The 16,145-nt window shown below is 65.8% G+C and carries 14 protein-coding genes and 2 riboswitches; of the genes, 3 read left to right on the forward strand and 11 right to left on the reverse strand.

Features of this window, described 5'->3' with window-relative positions:
- Window positions 1-45: 45 nt before the first annotated feature.
- The 5 genes from gcvP to F3H87_RS10925 form a co-directional block, all read right to left on the reverse strand.
- Window positions 46-2,898, reverse strand: a complete 2,853-nt coding sequence (gene gcvP / locus F3H87_RS10905) for an aminomethyl-transferring glycine dehydrogenase (protein ID WP_149788716.1) — start codon at window positions 2,896-2,898, stop codon at window positions 46-48.
- Complete coding sequence (locus F3H87_RS10910) at window positions 2,898-3,260, reverse strand: VOC family protein (RefSeq protein WP_149788715.1); 363 nt, start codon at window positions 3,258-3,260, stop codon at window positions 2,898-2,900. Before F3H87_RS10910 ends, gcvP begins: the two co-directional genes overlap by 1 nt.
- 1 nt (window position 3,261) lies before the next feature.
- Window positions 3,262-3,621, reverse strand: a complete 360-nt coding sequence (gene gcvH, locus F3H87_RS10915; protein ID WP_149788714.1) for a glycine cleavage system protein GcvH — start codon at window positions 3,619-3,621, stop codon at window positions 3,262-3,264.
- Window positions 3,622-3,641: 20 nt separating this feature from the next.
- A complete protein-coding gene (gene gcvT / locus F3H87_RS10920) occupies window positions 3,642-4,769 on the reverse strand; it encodes a glycine cleavage system aminomethyltransferase GcvT (RefSeq protein WP_149788713.1) in 1,128 nt (375 codons plus the stop codon).
- A 95-nt stretch (window positions 4,770-4,864) separates the two neighbouring features.
- Window positions 4,865-4,930: riboswitch (glycine riboswitch) on the reverse strand.
- 4 nt (window positions 4,931-4,934) lie between these two features.
- A riboswitch (glycine riboswitch) is annotated at window positions 4,935-5,021 on the reverse strand.
- Between the two features lie 49 nt (window positions 5,022-5,070).
- Complete coding sequence (locus F3H87_RS10925; RefSeq protein WP_149788712.1) at window positions 5,071-5,529, reverse strand: RrF2 family transcriptional regulator; 459 nt, start codon at window positions 5,527-5,529, stop codon at window positions 5,071-5,073.
- 94 nt (window positions 5,530-5,623) lie between these two features.
- Between F3H87_RS10925 and F3H87_RS10930 the strand changes: the two genes are divergently transcribed.
- Together F3H87_RS10930 and F3H87_RS10935 are read left to right on the forward strand one after the other, a co-directional pair.
- Window positions 5,624-6,232, forward strand: coding sequence for a gamma-glutamylcyclotransferase family protein (locus F3H87_RS10930; protein WP_149788711.1), 609 nt, complete (start codon window positions 5,624-5,626; stop codon window positions 6,230-6,232).
- Window positions 6,226-7,467, forward strand: coding sequence for a DUF2254 domain-containing protein (locus F3H87_RS10935; RefSeq protein WP_149788710.1), 1,242 nt, complete (start codon window positions 6,226-6,228; stop codon window positions 7,465-7,467). Before F3H87_RS10930 ends, F3H87_RS10935 begins: the two co-directional genes overlap by 7 nt.
- Window positions 7,468-7,490: 23 nt before the next feature.
- Here the strand turns inward: F3H87_RS10935 and F3H87_RS10940 are convergent, their stop codons facing one another.
- From F3H87_RS10940 to F3H87_RS10965, 6 genes are all read right to left on the reverse strand, one after another.
- On the reverse strand, window positions 7,491-8,501 hold the full coding sequence (locus F3H87_RS10940) for a glycosyltransferase family 32 protein (RefSeq protein WP_149788709.1): 1,011 nt from the start codon (window positions 8,499-8,501) through the stop codon (window positions 7,491-7,493).
- Window positions 8,502-8,592: 91 nt separating this feature from the next.
- Window positions 8,593-9,459 carry an FkbM family methyltransferase gene (locus tag F3H87_RS10945; RefSeq protein ID WP_188129222.1) on the reverse strand — a complete coding sequence of 289 codons (867 nt, stop codon included), beginning with the start codon at window positions 9,457-9,459 and terminating at the stop codon, window positions 8,593-8,595.
- Between the two features lie 19 nt (window positions 9,460-9,478).
- Window positions 9,479-10,231 carry a sulfotransferase family 2 domain-containing protein gene (locus F3H87_RS10950; protein WP_149788707.1) on the reverse strand — a complete coding sequence of 251 codons (753 nt, stop codon included), beginning with the start codon at window positions 10,229-10,231 and terminating at the stop codon, window positions 9,479-9,481.
- Window positions 10,228-11,235 (reverse strand): glycosyltransferase family 2 protein, encoded by a 1,008-nt coding sequence (locus F3H87_RS10955; protein ID WP_149788706.1) that lies wholly within the window; start codon window positions 11,233-11,235, stop codon window positions 10,228-10,230. The genes F3H87_RS10950 and F3H87_RS10955 overlap by 4 nt, the downstream gene beginning before the upstream one ends.
- Before the next feature lie 88 nt (window positions 11,236-11,323).
- Entirely contained in the window at window positions 11,324-13,546 is a 2,223-nt protein-coding gene (locus tag F3H87_RS10960) for a glycosyltransferase family 2 protein (RefSeq protein WP_149788705.1), read from the reverse strand.
- A gap of 217 nt (window positions 13,547-13,763) precedes the next feature.
- On the reverse strand, window positions 13,764-14,429 hold the full coding sequence (locus F3H87_RS10965) for a DUF1028 domain-containing protein (protein WP_149788704.1): 666 nt from the start codon (window positions 14,427-14,429) through the stop codon (window positions 13,764-13,766).
- A 124-nt stretch (window positions 14,430-14,553) separates the two neighbouring features.
- Here F3H87_RS10965 and F3H87_RS10970 point away from each other — a divergent pair, with 124 nt between their 5' ends.
- Complete coding sequence (locus F3H87_RS10970) at window positions 14,554-16,134, forward strand: ABC transporter substrate-binding protein (protein ID WP_149788703.1); 1,581 nt, start codon at window positions 14,554-14,556, stop codon at window positions 16,132-16,134.
- Window positions 16,135-16,145 lie beyond the last annotated feature (11 nt).

A 16,145-nucleotide genomic window follows, 5' to 3' on the forward strand; every position in this document is an offset into this window, starting at 1 on the left:
AGCGGCGGGCATGGGCGCGGGTGGCGCCCATGCCGCGTGCCGCGATCATTCGGCCGCGTCGGCGTAATCGCTCATCGGCGGGCAGGTGCAGACCAGGTGGCGGTCACCCCAGGCGTTATCCACCCGGTTGACCGGCGGCCAGTATTTGTCGACCCGGAAGGCGCCCGGCGGGAAACAGCCCTGTTCGCGGCTATAGGGCCGGTCCCAGTCGCGCACGAGATCCTCCATCGTGTGCGGGGCATGTTTCAGCGGGTTGTTCTCGGCGTCCATCCGGCCCTCTTCGATGGTGCGGATTTCCTCGCGGATGGCCAGCATCGCGTCGCAGAAGCGGTCAAGCTCGGCCTTGGTTTCGGATTCCGTGGGCTCCACCATCAGCGTGCCCGCCACGGGCCAGCTCATCGTGGGCGCGTGAAAGCCGCAGTCGATCAGCCGCTTGGCGATATCGTCCACCGTCACGCCCGCGCTTTCGGCGAAGGGGCGGGTATCGAGGATGCATTCATGCGCCACGCGCCCGGTCGGGCCCTTGTAAAGCACGTCGAACGCACCCTCCAGCCGCTTGGCGATGTAGTTGGCGTTCAGGATCGCCACGCGCGTCGCCTGCGTCATCCCCTCGCCGCCCATCATCAGCACATAGGCCCATGAAATCGCCAGGATCGAGGCCGAGCCATAGGGCGCGGCCGATACCGGCCCCTCGGCCCCGCCGGTTTCGGGGTGGCCCGGCAGGTAGGGTTCCAGATGCGCCTTGACGCCGATCGGACCCATGCCGGGGCCGCCGCCGCCATGCGGGATGGCAAAGGTCTTGTGCAGGTTCAGGTGGCTGACATCGCCGCCCAGGTCGCCGGGGCGGGACAGGCCCACCATCGCGTTCAGGTTCGCCCCGTCGATATAGACCTGCCCGCCATGGTCGTGGGTGATCCGGCAGACCTTTTTCACGGTTTCTTCGAACACGCCGTGGGTCGAGGGGTAGGTGATCATGCAGCCGGCCAGGTTGTCGGCGTGCTGTTCGGCCTTGGCGCGGAAATCTTCGAGGTCGATATCGCCGTTTTCCGCCGATTTCACCGGCACCACCTTCCAGCCGACCATCTGGGCGCTGGCGGGGTTGGTGCCATGCGCGCTGACCGGGATCAGGCAGATGTTGCGGTGCCCCTCGCCGCGCGCGCGGTGCCAGGCGGCGATGGTCAGCAGGCCCGCGTATTCGCCCTGCGCACCGGAATTCGGCTGCATCGACATGCCGTCATAGCCGGTGATCTCGCACAGCTTGGCCGACAGGTCCTGCACCATCTCGGCATAGCCCTGCGCCTGGTCGGCGGGGGCGAAGGGGTGCATGTTGGAAAACTCGGGCCAGCTGATCGGCATCATCTCGGCCGCGGCATTCAGCTTCATCGTGCACGAGCCCAGCGGGATCATCGCGCGATCCAGCGCAAGGTCGCGGTCGGCCAGCCGGCGCATGTAGCGCATCATTTCCGTTTCGGCCCGGTTCATGTGGAACACGCCGTGGGTCAGGTAGTCGCTGCTGCGGATCAGGGATTCGGGCAGGCGGTATTCGGGGGTGTGATCGTCGTCCTTGCGGTGGATGCCGAAGGCACGCCAGACCGCCTCGACCACGGCGGGGCGGGTCGCCTCGTCGAAGGTGATGCCGACCTTTGTCTTGCCGACGCGGCGCAGGTTCACGCCCTCCTTGACGGCGGCCTGCAACACGCCGCGCTGGAACAGCCCGACCTCGACCGTGATCGTGTCGAAGAACCCGTCCTTCGGCTCGACCTCGAAACCGGCCTCTTCCAGACCGCGGGCGAAGCGCACGGTCTTGCGGTGAATGCGCTGCGCGATGGCCTTCAGCCCCTGCGGCCCGTGGAACACCGCATACATCGACGCCATCACCGCCAGCAGCGCCTGCGCGGTGCAGACGTTGCTGGTGGCCTTTTCGCGGCGGATATGCTGTTCGCGGGTTTGCAGCGCCAGCCGGTAGGCGCGGTTGCCCAGGCTGTCCACCGACACGCCCACCAGCCGCCCCGGCATCGCGCGCTTATAGGCATCGCGGCAGGCCATGTAAGCCGCGTGCGGCCCGCCATAGCCCATCGGCACGCCGAACCGCTGGGTGCTGCCCACGGCGATATCGGCACCCATCGCGCCCGGTTCCTTCAGCACGCAAAGCGCCATCGGATCGGCGATCACGATGCCGATGGCATTTGCGGCGTGCAGCGCCTCCATCTGCGGGGTGAAATCGCGCACATGGCCGTAGGTGCCGGGATACTGGAACACCGCGCCGAACACCTGCCCCGCGTCCAGATCGTCGGGCGCACCGACGATCACCCCGATCCCCAGCGGCTCGGCCCGGGTCTTCATCACGGCGATGTTCTGCGGGTGGCAGTTCTCGTCGATGAAAAACACCTTTGCCTTCGATTTCGCCACGCGCTGCGCCATCGTCATCGCCTCGGCCGCCGCCGTCGCCTCGTCCAGAAGCGAGGCGTTGGCGATTTCCAGACCCGTAAGGTCGGCCACCATCGTCTGGTAGTTCAGCAACGCCTCGAGCCGGCCCTGGCTGATCTCGGGCTGGTAGGGGGTGTAGGCGGTATACCAGGCGGGGTTTTCCAGGATGTTGCGCTGGATCGCGGGCGGCGTGACCGTCCCGTGATAGCCCTGCCCGATCAGCGTGGTCAGCACCTTGTTCTTCCCCGCGACCTGCCGCATGTGCCACAGCAATTCGCGCTCGGATTTCGGCTTGCCGAAATCCAGCGGCTTTTCCTGCCGGATGCTTTTCGGCACTGTTTCGTCGATCAGCGCGTGCAGGCTGTCGGTGCCCACCACGCGGAACATCTCGGCCATCTCGTCGGGCGAGGGGCCGATATGGCGGCGGTTGGCGAAATCATAGGGCAGATAGTCGGTCGGTTCGAACGGCATCACTTGGTCTCGCTATGTGTCAGAACATTGATGAGGTGGCCCGCCGGGTCACGCATGTAAAAGCGGCGCACGCCCCACGGCTCGGTCACGGGGCCGTATGGTATTTCGGCATTGGCGGCACGGGCGGCGGCCAGCGTCGTGTCGAGGTCGTCCACCTCGATCGACAGGGCGGGCAGAGGCGTGCCCGCGCCACCTTCGCTGGCCAGGCTCAGCTGCGCCGGCTGTGTCCGGCCCGGCACGGCCGTCGTCACGATGAACCCCGCATCCATCACCGGGTCGAGCCCGAAGACACGCGCATAGAACGCGGCCAACGCCTGCGGATCATCCGCCGGCAGGTTGGGCACGATGCGCCGGATGGTCATGTCAGCCCACGAAGTCGTTATAGGCGTCCTCGTCCATGAACTTGTCGATCTCGTCCATGTCCTCGACCTTGAGCTTGAAGAACCACGCCTCGCCCAGCGGGTCTTCGTTGACCTTGCCGGGCTCGTCGACGATGGCCTCGTTCACCTCGACGATCTCGCCATCGACGGGGGCCACGATGTCCGAGGCGGCCTTGACGCTTTCGATCACCACGATCTCGTCGCCGGCGGCGACCCTGGTGCCCACCTCGGGCAGTTCGACGAACACGACATCGCCCAGCTGCGTGCTGGCATGTTCGGTGATGCCGACGACAACCAGGTCGTCCTCGACGCGCAGCCATTCATGGTCTTCGGTGAATTTCATGGGGTCCATCCCTTGTTGGTTCAGCGTTTGAAATTGGCGGGGGTAAAGGGCAGCTCGGCCACCGTGACGGGCTGGCGCCTGCCGCGCAGTTCGCCCCAGAGCCGGGTGCCGGGCGCGGCGAATTGCGCGGGCACGTAACCCATGGCGACGGGGGCACCGACGGTCGGGCCGAACCCGCCCGAGGTGATCGTGCCGATCTGCTCGCCGCCCGCTTCGGTGGCGAACAGCGTCACGCCCTCGCGCATGGGCGCGCGACCCTCGGGGCGCAGGCCGACGCGGCGGCGCGGCGGGCCATCGGCCAGGTGACGGGCGATGCGGCCGGCGCCGGGATACCCGCCCTCGCGCGCGCCGCCGGGGCGGCGGGCCTTCTGGATCGCCCAGGTCAGCCCGGCCTCGACCGGGGTGGTGCCGGTGTCGATGTCGTGGCCGTAAAGGCACAAGCCCGCCTCCAGCCGCAGGCTGTCGCGCGCGCCAAGGCCGATGGGCAGCACGCGGTCGTCGGCCAGCAATGCGCGGGCGAAATCCCCGGCGGCGGCATTGGGCACCGAGATTTCGAAACCGTCCTCGCCGGTATAGCCCGAGCGCGACAGCCAGCATTCCGCCCCGCCGATATCCAGCACCGCCACGTCCATGAAGCGCATGTCGGCCACGGCGGGCGCATGTGCGGCCAGCACCGCCCCGGCCATCGGGCCCTGCAGCGCCAGCAGCGCGCGGTCGGTGATCTCCTCCACCCCGATCCCCTGCGGCTCCAGCGCGGCGCGCATATAGGCGATATCCGCCGCCTTGCAGGCCGCGTTGACCACCATGAAGACGTGATCGCCGCGATTGGCCAGCATCAGGTCGTCGAGAATGCCGCCCTGCGCGTCGGTGAAGAACCCGTATCGCTGCCGCCCCTCGGCCAGCCCGGCGATATCGACGGGGATCAGCGCCTCGAGCGCCAGCGCGACGGTCTGATAGCTGTCGGCCCGCAGGATCACCTGCCCCATGTGGCTGACATCGAACAGCCCCGCCCGTTCGCGTGTATGGGTATGCTCGGCCATCACGCCGGCCAGGTATTGCACCGGCATCTCGTACCCGGCAAAGGGCACCATCCGCGCGCCAAGTTCTTCGTGCAGTTCGTGCAGTACCAGGCGTTTCAGTTCCGTCATCTACCCATACCCCCCACGGGTTCCTGCGCGGTGATACGGGCAAAGACGTCACCGGGCATCATTATACACCGCCAATGCCGGTGCGCCGATGCCCCCTCTGTCCTTGGTGCCTGAGATCGCTATCCCTTCGGCGGACGCGCCGGGCGCGCCACTCTCCAGAGTCTTCGGTCCGGCACGGTCCCTTTGGCCTGAGAGTTTCCGGGGCGGTTGCTCCTTCGGCACCGGTCTTACCGGTTCTCCCGTGCTGGTATCCTAGGGTTAGCCGAGTCGGTGCCGTCCGACAAGAGGTCGTTTTCGCACCCTACGGCGTGGCCGTGCCCGCGCAGCGCCCGGGAACGAGGATATCGAGCAGCCCCTCGTTGCCGCAAACCAGCGCATCCAGCCGGACCTGGTCGAGATGGGCATAGAACGCCTCGGCCGCATCGGCGATCGCCAGCCGCAACCGGCAGGCATCGACCAGCGGGCAGGTGTTGTCCACATCGGCAAAGCATTCGGCCAGCGGCACGCCGGCCTCGATCTGGCGGAACACGTCGCCGATCACGATCTCGTCCATCGGGCGGCCCAACGTGATCCCGCCGTTGCGGCCACGCTGCGTGTGCAGGTAGCCGAGCTGCCCGAGCTGGTTGATGACCTGCGCCAGGTGGTTTTCCGAGGTGTTGCAGCGATCCGAAACCTCGCTCTTGGTGACGAGGCGCCCGGCATTCGCCCCGCAGAACATGAGGACACGGATGGCCAGGTTGGTGCGTTTGGTGATGCGCAAGGGGCTGTCTTTCGCTTGAAGATATGCGATGCATTCTGCACCGGAACGCCCCCATACCGGATTGACCTGAATCAAAAGCGGCTGGGTTTGTTGCATGAGCGATGCATTTTTCTTTGGCTACGGATCGCTGGTGAACCGCGCGACCCACACGTTCGCGGATGCGCATCGCGCCCGCGTGCGCGGCTGGCGGCGGGCCTGGCGCGGCACGCCGCAACGCGCGGTGGCCTTCCTGACCGCGGTGCCCGACCCGGCGGCACAGATCGACGGGCTGATCGCCGCGGTGCCGGGCGAAAGCTGGGCAGCGCTGGACGAACGCGAACGCGCCTATGACCGGGTGCATGTCGGCGACGACGTGCACCACCCCCTGCCCCACCGCCCGCAGATCGCGATCTACGCGATTCCCGATGGCGGCCATCATGCGCCCAGCGACGACCATCCGATCCTGCTGAGCTATGTGGACGTGGTGATGCAGGGCTATTTCAACGAGTTCGGCGCCGAAGGCGTGGCCGCCTTCCTGGCCAGCACCGATGGCTGGGCCTCGCCGGTGATGGACGACCGGGCCGACCCGATCTATCCCCGCCACCGGGCGCTGGCCGCTTCGGAGCGGCGCATGGTCGACGGCGCGCTGGAACAGGCGGGCGCGCGGCGCATCCCGCTGGACCGCGCGGTGCTGGCCCGCCGCCCCGGGGGCGACGGATGCTGAAGGCGCTCGACCTGCCGGCCATGCTGCTGCGCCGGGCCTGGCGCAGGCTGGGCGTGCGGGTGGCAAGCTTTGCCCTTCTGGCCTGCGTGATCGCCGTGGCGGCCCCCGCGGTCGAGCCGTGGATGCCGCGGGAACTGGCCAGCCGCATCGGCGCCGACGCGGTGATGCCGGTGCTGACTATCCTCGCCTCGTCGATGCTGGCGGTCTCGACCTTTTCGCTGAACGTGATGGTCTCGGCGCATCGCACGGCCGCCGCCAACGCCACCCCGCGCGTCCACCGCCTGCTGCTGGAGGACAGCACGACCCAAAGCGTGCTGGCGGCCTTCATCGGGGCCTTCGTCTATGCGCTGACGACGATCATCCTGTTCCGCGCAAGGCTCTATGACGGCGATACGGCGGTGGTGGTGATGGGAGTCACGATCTTTGTCGTGATCATGGTCGTGGTGGCGATGCTGCGCTGGATCGGACATCTCAGCCGGCTCGGCAGCATGGACGACAGCATGGCGGTGGCCTGCGACCGAGCCCGCGCCAGCCTGATCGCGCGCACCCGCCGGCCCGCGCTGGGGGCCAACCCGCTGACCGACGACACCGTGCTGCCCGGCAGCACCACGCCGGTGCCCGCGCTGCAATCGGGCTATGTGCAACTGGTCGACCTGGCGCGATTGCAGGACTGCGCGGGCGAGACCGCGTCGGTCTACGTCACCTGTGCGCCGGGCCGGCACGTGCTGCGCGGCCAGCCCATCGCGCAGGTGGGCGGCACGGTCGGCGATGACGCGCTGGACCGGATCGCACGCAGTTTCGTCATCGGCAATATCCGCACCCACGAACAGGACCCCGCCTTCGGCCTGACCATCCTGTCGGAAATCGCCTCGCGCGCGTTGTCGCCGGGGGTGAACGACCCCGGCACCGCGATCGAGGCGATCACCCGGCTGGAAACGCTGCTATGGGATTATGCCGCCAATGACGGTGCGCCCGATGCGCCGGAATACCCCCGGGTCTTTCTGCCGGTGCCCCGCGATGCCGACCTGATCGAGGCGGCCTTTGCCGCCACCGCGCGCGACGGCGCAGGGCAGATCGAGGTTGCCGGCACCCTGCGCCGCGCCCTGCTGGCCCTGACCGGAGCGCCCGCCCCCGACCTGGCAGAGGCCGCCGCCGCGATGGCGGACAGGGCCCGGCAACACGCGCAAAAGGCCCTGCGGCTCGACATGGAAAAGGATGCGCTCGACCGGGTGTAGGTGACGCCGCACAAGGCGCTTTCCTAATCCTTGTCGAAAAGCTGCGCCGCGCCGTCGGTTATCGTGTTGCCGCAGGCTTTTACGAACTCTTTTTCAACCTTGTGATCGCGGCTGATCTTGTCCAGGCTCATCTCGCCGCGCAGGTATAGCAGCCCGATCTTCGACTGGAACGCGGGATCGTCCAGCCGGGCGTCGTCCGTTTTCTTCTTTGCCGGGATCGGTGCCGCGTCGGGGTCGATGCCATGCTTGTCGATCAGCCGGTGCAGGAACGATCCGCGCCGGGGCTTGTTGGCCTCTTTCTCTTCCAGCCGCGGCTTCATGCGGCGGGCCCAGAAATGGATACCGCGCGTTTCCGGCGTCAGCTGTTCCTCGACGAAATCCAAATGCCGCGACAGGATCATCTTGTTCCGGTCCCTGAACGAGATCGGGTAGAAGGCGCTTTCCGGCTCGGCATATTCGATTTCGCCGGTCTCCTGCAGGAAATGCGTCACCGAGGCGGGGCCGGTGAACCCCCAGCTCTGCTCGGTCATGTGCACGGGTTTTCCAGCGTCCTTCTCGGCCTGCAATTCGTCCTGCTGCCAGGGCTTGAGCCATGGCGCGATGGCGTATTCGTCCTGGAAGAAGTCCAGCAGGCCCGCCAGCGCTTTCGACGAGGACGGCAGGCCAAGCACCGCGTTGCAGACAAGGTCGGGCTTTTCCCAGCCGAACACGAAGGGCCGGTCGAAATCGAACGGACGATAGCAATACATGTCCGCGTCGATCCAGATCTTGTCGGTTTTCTTCAGCAGGTGAAGGCGCCACATATCCGCATGGATCGCCGGGCTGCCGGTGCGGGCATGGCGCAGCATCGGCTCGGAGGGAAAGATGTCTTCCGCGTCGGCAAGGTGCACCCCTTCGGGCGGGTTGTCGATCGGGGCATAGCTGTAGAGCGTGGTGTGATGACCGGCATCGACAAAGGATTTCAGGCACAGCTGCTCAAGCCAGCTAAGCCTTCCGCCGATCCAGAGCGTTGCGATTTCGGGAAGGTTTTTCAAGTCGCTCGCTCCGGCAAGCCTGTTGTATTCACTGGGCACGCTACAACCTGCAACATTTCTTTCCAAGGGCAAGATCGCCGCGGATACGGCACTATCTGACGACCTCTGCGGGCAGCCGCGCGATATAGCCGTCGATGCCGGATTGGCCGATCTCGCCACGTTCGGCCAGGATATCGAGCGCGAGCACCGCGATATCGAAACTTTCGAAGGCGGAATCCGCCAGCATCGCCAGATGCTTGAGCTTTTCGGTCTCGTATTCTTCGATCGACATGATATCGCGGAGGAACACGACATCCCCGTCCACCCCCTGGTTCTTGTTCCTGCGTGGCCTCAGGCGGTCGGGGCTTTTCCCCCTGACCATGTAGGATTTCAGGAACAGGAACTTGTGCAGGTAGAACCCGATGGCCTGAAGCTCTTTCATCTGCGCGTCCAGAAGCGGCTGGTCCTGGTAGAGCGGGATCACCGCGGCCTCGGTGATCACGGCAACGGCGCTTTGCAAAGCCGCCTTCGCGCCGCGGAACACCGCGGCTTCGCTACCCTGAACGTCGATCTTCAGCAGGTCGAATTCCGGGATCTCCGTCAGGCTGTCCAGCCGGCGCGTCGGCACCTCGACGACCTCTTTGACGGTCATGCCGGCCTCCCACCGGCCCATGAGACCGAGGAATTTCGGGTTGGGCTTGTAAAGCGAGGTGAACCCGCCGCCCTTGCAGACATGAAGGCTGCCGCGCCGCCCGTTCCCGATCGCGTGCGGCAGGTAGTGGTCCAGTTCGCCCTTTTCGGCGATCAGCTTGTCATAGGCGTCTTTCTGGGGTTCGAACCCCCAGACCTCGCACAGGCCGTTGCGCAGAAGCGTCGCATATGGCGTTTCGCCAAGCGGATTGGCCCCCACATCCACGACCCGCGTGCGCCGCGCGGGCGACAGGGTGTCGTGCAGAAACCGGGCGCGTTCGTCTTTCATCACCGTCTGTCCCAATTCGCTAGGTCGTCTGCCCGGCGACCGCTGCGTACATTTCGAAATCGTCGGCATAGGCCTGTTCCAGCCTTGCCAGGTCCTTCTTGCGCAACCCGTCCCTGAGCGATGCGCTTCTGGTCTTGTGACCGATCGTCTTGCGCGTGTCCTCGACCTGCAGGTCGCCCTGGCCGAACAGTTCGGCCATGACCTCGCGCAGCGCGGGGTCGATCCCGTCCACGGTTCCGAGGAAATCATAGTCGATCAGGCCATAGGAGATTTCCTTGCACTGGCTGCGCCAGTGCCGGTCCAGATCCCGCGCCGCGCTGTCCTGCGCCACGATGTCGATGAAATCCGCAAGCGACAGCGCATCCCCGGGGGCCTTCCCGATATGCCGGAACAAGGCCGCCCGCTGCTTGGTGTCGCCCGACACCTTGTCGGAAAAGGCGGACAGAAGCCGCGAAACCGGCTCCCGGACGAAGGTGAACCTGAAATGCTCCGCGCTTTCGAGCGCCGCAAGCGCGCCGTCGACACTCAGGCTCCGCTTGCCGTTGCGCATCAGGGCCTTGGGCGGCTTGTGGATGATATCGTTGCCGATCGGCGTCGCGGGAAGGTCCAGAAACGCCATCTGGTGACGCAATACCGTGGCCAGAACGGTCGTACAGGCAGCCTTGTGGTTCTTCATGTAGACGAAGGGCCGCTTGCTGGTGCCCTTGCCCGACACGTGCACGATCTGAAGGAAATGGCGCTCGTGATGGTAGTTTTTCAGTATATCGTTCATGGGCGCCCATCCGCCCCGTCCCGGCTGCCGACCGAATCCGCGATATCTGCCCACAGGTCCCGGAAGGCGGGATTGGATTTCAGGCTCTCGATCTTGGCCTTGTGGGCCTGAACCGATTTCTCGTGCAGGGTCTTGAGCTGCTTGTCGGACCTCAGCTTGTCCAGCTCGGCCTGCGTCGTCTTTCGATAGGCGTCGATATCGGAATATTCGGCTTCGTGCCCGTCCCGTTTCCTGAAATACTGATCGCTCATGCGTTTCTGGCGCACCGCGTCGCCGCGTTCGAACTTGGCCAGCATGCTTTCGCCGGATCGCAGCGTGTAATGGTTGACCCACGCGGTCCCGTAGCGTCCGGTGCTGTCGATCCCGCGCTGGTAATCGCGGATGAACTGCGGTGCCATCCGTTCGCCGGAGCCGTCATACCATGTCACGTCATCGGCGGCCTCGGGCTGCACGATCGGGCGATGGTTGGCGAATTCCCTGATCCTGCCGGTATTCCTGGTGATCGACTTGACCCCGCGCCGGGCCTTCTTGGGCGGCGGCACCTTGTCGCGCGAGCGGCGGAACTGTTGCGTCACCAGCCCGTCCTGGAACGCGAGGTTTCCGCCGAAGCCGTAATTCAGCTCGGACAGCGATATGACGTCAGGCTCATCAAGGCTTTCGACCAGCGCCTGCAGCGTTCCGTCCCCGGTTTTCGAGACAATGAACTCGTCGCAGTCGATGATCACGATGTAGTCGGCGCGCCGGAATTCCTTGTGAAACGGCGCATAGGCCAGCGCGGTGCGGTGGTGCTGCCCGTTTTGCAGGAACATGGTCGGGTTGGGCAGGTGCCGCACGATGCCCATTTCGTCCAGCCGGTCGAGGATCTCGGACGAGTGGTCATCGCAATCGTTTGAAAAGATGACGAAATCACTTACGCCGATGCCCCTGCAATGGGCGATCCACTCAAGCAGGAAGGGGCCCTCGTTCTTGACGCATGTCACCACGCAAAAGCTGCTCTTATTCATGCCGGTCAACTCGTTTTCCTGTCACTTCGCACCTGTCGCGATGCCTGTCAGAGCGGCCCTGTTCCCCAGGGCCAGGGGGTTTGCAGGCCTAGTGCTGCCCCTCTTCCACCTGCCCGACGGTGAAAAAGAAATCCTCGGGGTGATCCGCCGTCACGACATCGTCGGGCACGCTGTCGGGGCCGCTGAGAAACACGTTGGAGCCGAAATGGTGATGCATCCGCGACAGCTTTTCCATCCGCGGGCTGGTCAGCGCGTTGTAGAATGTCTGCTGGGCGGGCTGTTGCAGAAGCGCGTCGATTTTGGCGCGGTGCGCGGCGACGCAGGCATGGTGCTGCGCGGCGATCTCGGGGTCCGACATGAGCTGCGCAAGCCGTTCCTCCATCATCGGGATGCGTTTCATGATCGACCTGTCGGTGGTCGCGTTGTTGTTCATGCGGAACCAGTAGGCCAGCCCCTGATCGCGGTCGACATGGTTCACCCGCCCCCGGTCGCGCTTGACAAGGAAGCTTTCGGCGTTGCGCACCGCGTAGTGGTTCAGCGACACGAGGTCGTAGCCATAGGTCGTCGCGGTCGACCGCCAGGCGTTCCGAAACTCCCGCCGCGGCAGCGGCTTGCCCGAACCGTTGACCCATCTCACCTGTTCCCAAAGCTGCGGGCGCAGCCCCTTGGGCCGGTGCACGCCCAGTTTCTTGAAGATGCCGGTATTGCGATAAAGCGTCTTGAACCCCCATGCCTGGTGGGGCTTCGGGGTGAATTCCCGGGCGCAGCGGTCGAACATGCCGATGGTATGCGCGTCGGTAAAGTGGTGAATGTCGGCATTGCCGAACAGCCGCCAGGTGCAGGCGATCAGGTTGGCGTCGCCGACCGCCTCGTACAGCTCGGCCAGCGTGCCGCCGCCCACCTTGACGTTCAGGAACTCGTCCACATCCATGCAGATCACCCAATCGGCGTTGCGGATGAGCGGCTCGTCCTCGGCGGCACGCAGGGCACCGTGCTGCGGCTTCAGCCCCAGCTCCCGGAACGGGTTGCGGCGATGTTGCAGGATACCCCTGGATTGCAGCAGGTCGAACATGGTGTCCGTGCCGTCGTTGCAATCATTGGTGTAGACAAGGAAATCCTGCACCCCGATGGCCTGGTGATAGGCCAGCCATTCAAGGATGAAGGGGCCTTCGTTCTTCATCGTGGTGACGATGGCGGTGTGCACACCGGTATTGTCGGTAGTGCTGGTATCCACCTGGGGGGGGCGCACCGGCTTATGGTCGAACAGTTGCCGCGACAGGGCCAGAAGCGGCTTGTGCTCGATCAGGCTGGTCTTGGGAACGATCCGGCTGACCTTGCGCACCGGGTGGCGGACCGCCATGAAGCGGTAGAATTCGGCCCGACCGCAAACCGTGGCGTTGCGCACGCGGCGGATGCGCAGCGCGCTGTCCGGGTCCAGCCGGGCCGGGGCCAGGCACCATCGCTGGCGATAGCGGGGCTTGTCGAACTGGACGCAGACATGATCCGCGTAAAGCGGCTCGGCCCCCTTGCGGACGCGCCACGGATAGCAATGCCGCCCCTCGAGCTGCACCAGCTCGCCCGGGTGCGCCGCCGCCATGTCGAAGGGGGTTTCGAACGGGCGGCCATTGGCCAGCTTGCCGGGCGTTTCGAACAGCAGGTCGCACAGGTCGATATTGGCCACCGCCCGGACCTGCCCCAGAAAGCGATGCCGCGCGATTTCGTAGATTGCCATTTCCCCCAGCGGCGCGGTCCACGGGTCGGGCTCGGGCACCTTCATCCGGTCGTGGCCCGGCGCCTCGCTGACGCAGAAGGGATGCGCCTCGGGCGGCAGGCCGGGTTTTCCCAGCGGCAGCCCCGAGGTGACAAGGATGACGCGCACCGGCAGGTCGAGCTGCGCGATGGCCTTGCCCAGAGCCTCGGCCTCGCTGCCCGCCCCCCGGCAAAAGATCACCGCCCCGTCCAGCCGGAAATACCGCTGGTGATAGGTCAGCCAGTCGATCACGTTCTGCACGGTTTCGCCGTTGCGGGTTGCGACGATCACGTTGCCGCCGGCCAGTATCTCCGGCTCGGGCAGCGACGGGGTCACGCCGTCGGGCGCATCCGGCAGGGTGGCGACCACGCCGCCAAGCAATGTCTCCGTCGCACCACCGGCAACCGGCAGCGCGGCGGTCACCGCCTCGTCGCTGACCGATTTCGGGAAATAGACGACCGTCCGGCCATCCGGCAGCCGGATGGCATCGAGAATGGAAAGATTGCCCGCACCCTGACCGCCGATCGTTCGGAAATAGACCTGCGCGCCCTCACCCGTCATACCACGTCCTTCTGCGCGTCCCGTACCCGTGTCTGAGCATTTACCGCCTGCTGGCCCTGTTTCTACCGGAACCACGGCCCTTGCCGGGGGCGTACCGGACACCTGCTCTTGTTATTTGGGCGGCATGATAACGCCGGCGGCGGCGCTTTTCCAGACCCTCGCGGGGGTGTCCGTTCGTAATGGCCTGTTTCTGTTGAGAAACTGCAACCCGCCCCGGTCACTTCAGGATACGTGCCCGATCCGTCGCAACGGGAACCTGCCGGGTCCAGTCGGCATAGGGGCCGGTTGTCGCCTTGTGGTGCAGCGCCTCGAGCGCCGCGAGAGGGTCGTCCGGGTGGTAATCGACCCGCAGCGTCAGCGGCGGCCGGTCCGGCGACAGCACCAGCAGCGCCGCCGAAAGAAGCCCGCGGAAATCGCCGCCCGCCTGCGCGGCGGCATCCAGCGCGGCCAGCAGGCGGCGGTCGAGGCTGCCGCGTTCCCGCGTGAACCGCGCCGCCATCGCGTCGAGAACACCGGTATCGGTCAGCATGTTGCCCGCGGCGATACCGCCGGCAAAGTCAAGGCTGCCCTTGGCGTCGTCGTTGCTGTGCCCGGTAAAGGCGCCGGTGCCGCCCTTCAGGTCCAGCGCCGAAAGCTGCCGGTGGGCCCGGCCCCCGTCGGCATCGGTCACGCGGGCGACGGCGGTTTCGGCATCGCAGCCCCCGGCCATCCGGGTCAGGACATCCTCGCCCCAGAAGGTCGAGGGCGCGGCGCCCTGGCTGGCGGACATCCCCGCTGCCAGCGTCCCGCGCAACACCCAGCCCCCGACGCACAGAGAGCCGGTGGCAGCCGCACCGCCAATGGCGCCGGTTTCGGGATCGTGGGCAAGAATCGAAAAGGTCATGGCTTTCTTTTGCACAAATATGCGGCAACGTCCCCCACATTTATCATGAAAAATTGACCGTGCAAATTGATCATGATAAATCCGGGGCAATAACTGCTGCCAACCACCATCAGGGAGACTTCAGATGAAACGCAGCCAATGGACCCGCAGGGGATTGATGGGCGTGGCCGCCGCCGCGCTGGCCACGATCGCCGCCCTGCCGTCGCAGACCGTGGCGCAGACGCCCCCCGGCGTGCTGATCGTCGGCCAGATCGCCGAGCCGAAATCGCTGGACCCGGCGGCGGTCACCGCCATGAACGATTTTCGTATTCTGGTAAATCTCTACGAGGGGCTGACCCGGTACAAATCCGGCACGCTCGAGGTCGAGCCGGCGCTGGCGACCGGCTGGGAGATCAGCGAGGACGGCACCGAATATACATTCACCCTGCGTCCGGGGGTCACCTTTCACGACGGCACGCCGTTCAACGCCGAGGCGGTGAAGTTCAACTTCGACCGGATGCTGGACGAGTCCCACCCCTATCACGACACCGGCCCCTTTCCGCTGAGCTTTTTCTTCGGCGCGGTCGAAACGACCGAGGTCGTGGACGACATGACCGTCCGCTTCACGCTGAACGCACCCTACGCGCCTTTCCTGTCGAACCTCGCCTACCCCACCGGGCTGCTGGTCTCGCCCGAGGCGGTCAAGGCGCATGGCGCGGATTTCGGGCGCAACCCGGCGGGCACCGGCGCGTTCAAATTCGCCGAATGGCGCTCGAACGAGGCGGTGGTGATCGAACGGAACGACACCTACTGGGGCGACCCGGCGGGCACCGATGCGGTGGTGTTCCGCCCCATCACCGACGCCAATACCCGCGTCGCCGAGATGCTGGCCGGCGGCATCGACATCATGGTCGAGGTGCCGCCCACCTCGCTGGGCCAGTTCGGGGGCGACGGGTTCGCCATCACCGAACAGGCCGGGCCGCATGTCTGGTTCCTGATCCTGAACGCCAAGGAAGGCCCCTTTGCCGACAAGCGCGTGCGCCAGGCCGCCAATTACGCGATCAACAAGGAGGCGATCGTGAACGACGTGCTGGAAGGCACCGCGACCGTCGCCGCCGGGCCGACCCCGCCGGCCTTTGCCTGGGCCTATAACGACGCGCTCGATCCCTACCCTTACGACCCCGACAAAGCCCGGGCGCTGATCGCCGAGGCCGGGGCCGAGGGCGCCGAACTGACCTTTTTCGTGACCGAGGGCGGTTCGGGCATGCTCGACCCGATCCCGATGGGCACCGCCATCCAGGCCGATCTGGAAGCGGCGGGTTTCGACGTCAGGATCGAAACCTATGAATGGAACACCTTTCTGGGCGAGGTGAATCCCGGCCTGGAAGGCAAGGCCGACATGGCCGAGATGGCGTGGATGACCAACGATCCCGACACCCTGCCCTACCTGGCGCTGCGGTCGGGCGCGTGGCCGGACCAGGGCGGTTTCAACTCGGGCTATTACGCGAACGAGAAGGTTGACGAACTGCTCGAAGCGGCGCGCAGCGCGACGGACCAGGACGAGCGCGCACGGCTTTACCGCGAGATGCAGGAGATCGTGCAGGACGATGCGCCCTGGGTCTTTGTCGCCAACTGGAAACAGAACGCGGTGACCAGCGACCGGGTCGAAAATTTCGGGCTGGAACCTTCGTTCCTGTTGCACCTGCAGGGCGTCGTCAAGAACTGACCGCGCACGGG

Origin of the sequence: Lutimaribacter pacificus (assembly GCF_900142185.1) — a bacterium.
GTDB classification, from domain to species: Bacteria; Pseudomonadota; Alphaproteobacteria; order Rhodobacterales; family Rhodobacteraceae; genus Lutimaribacter; species Lutimaribacter pacificus.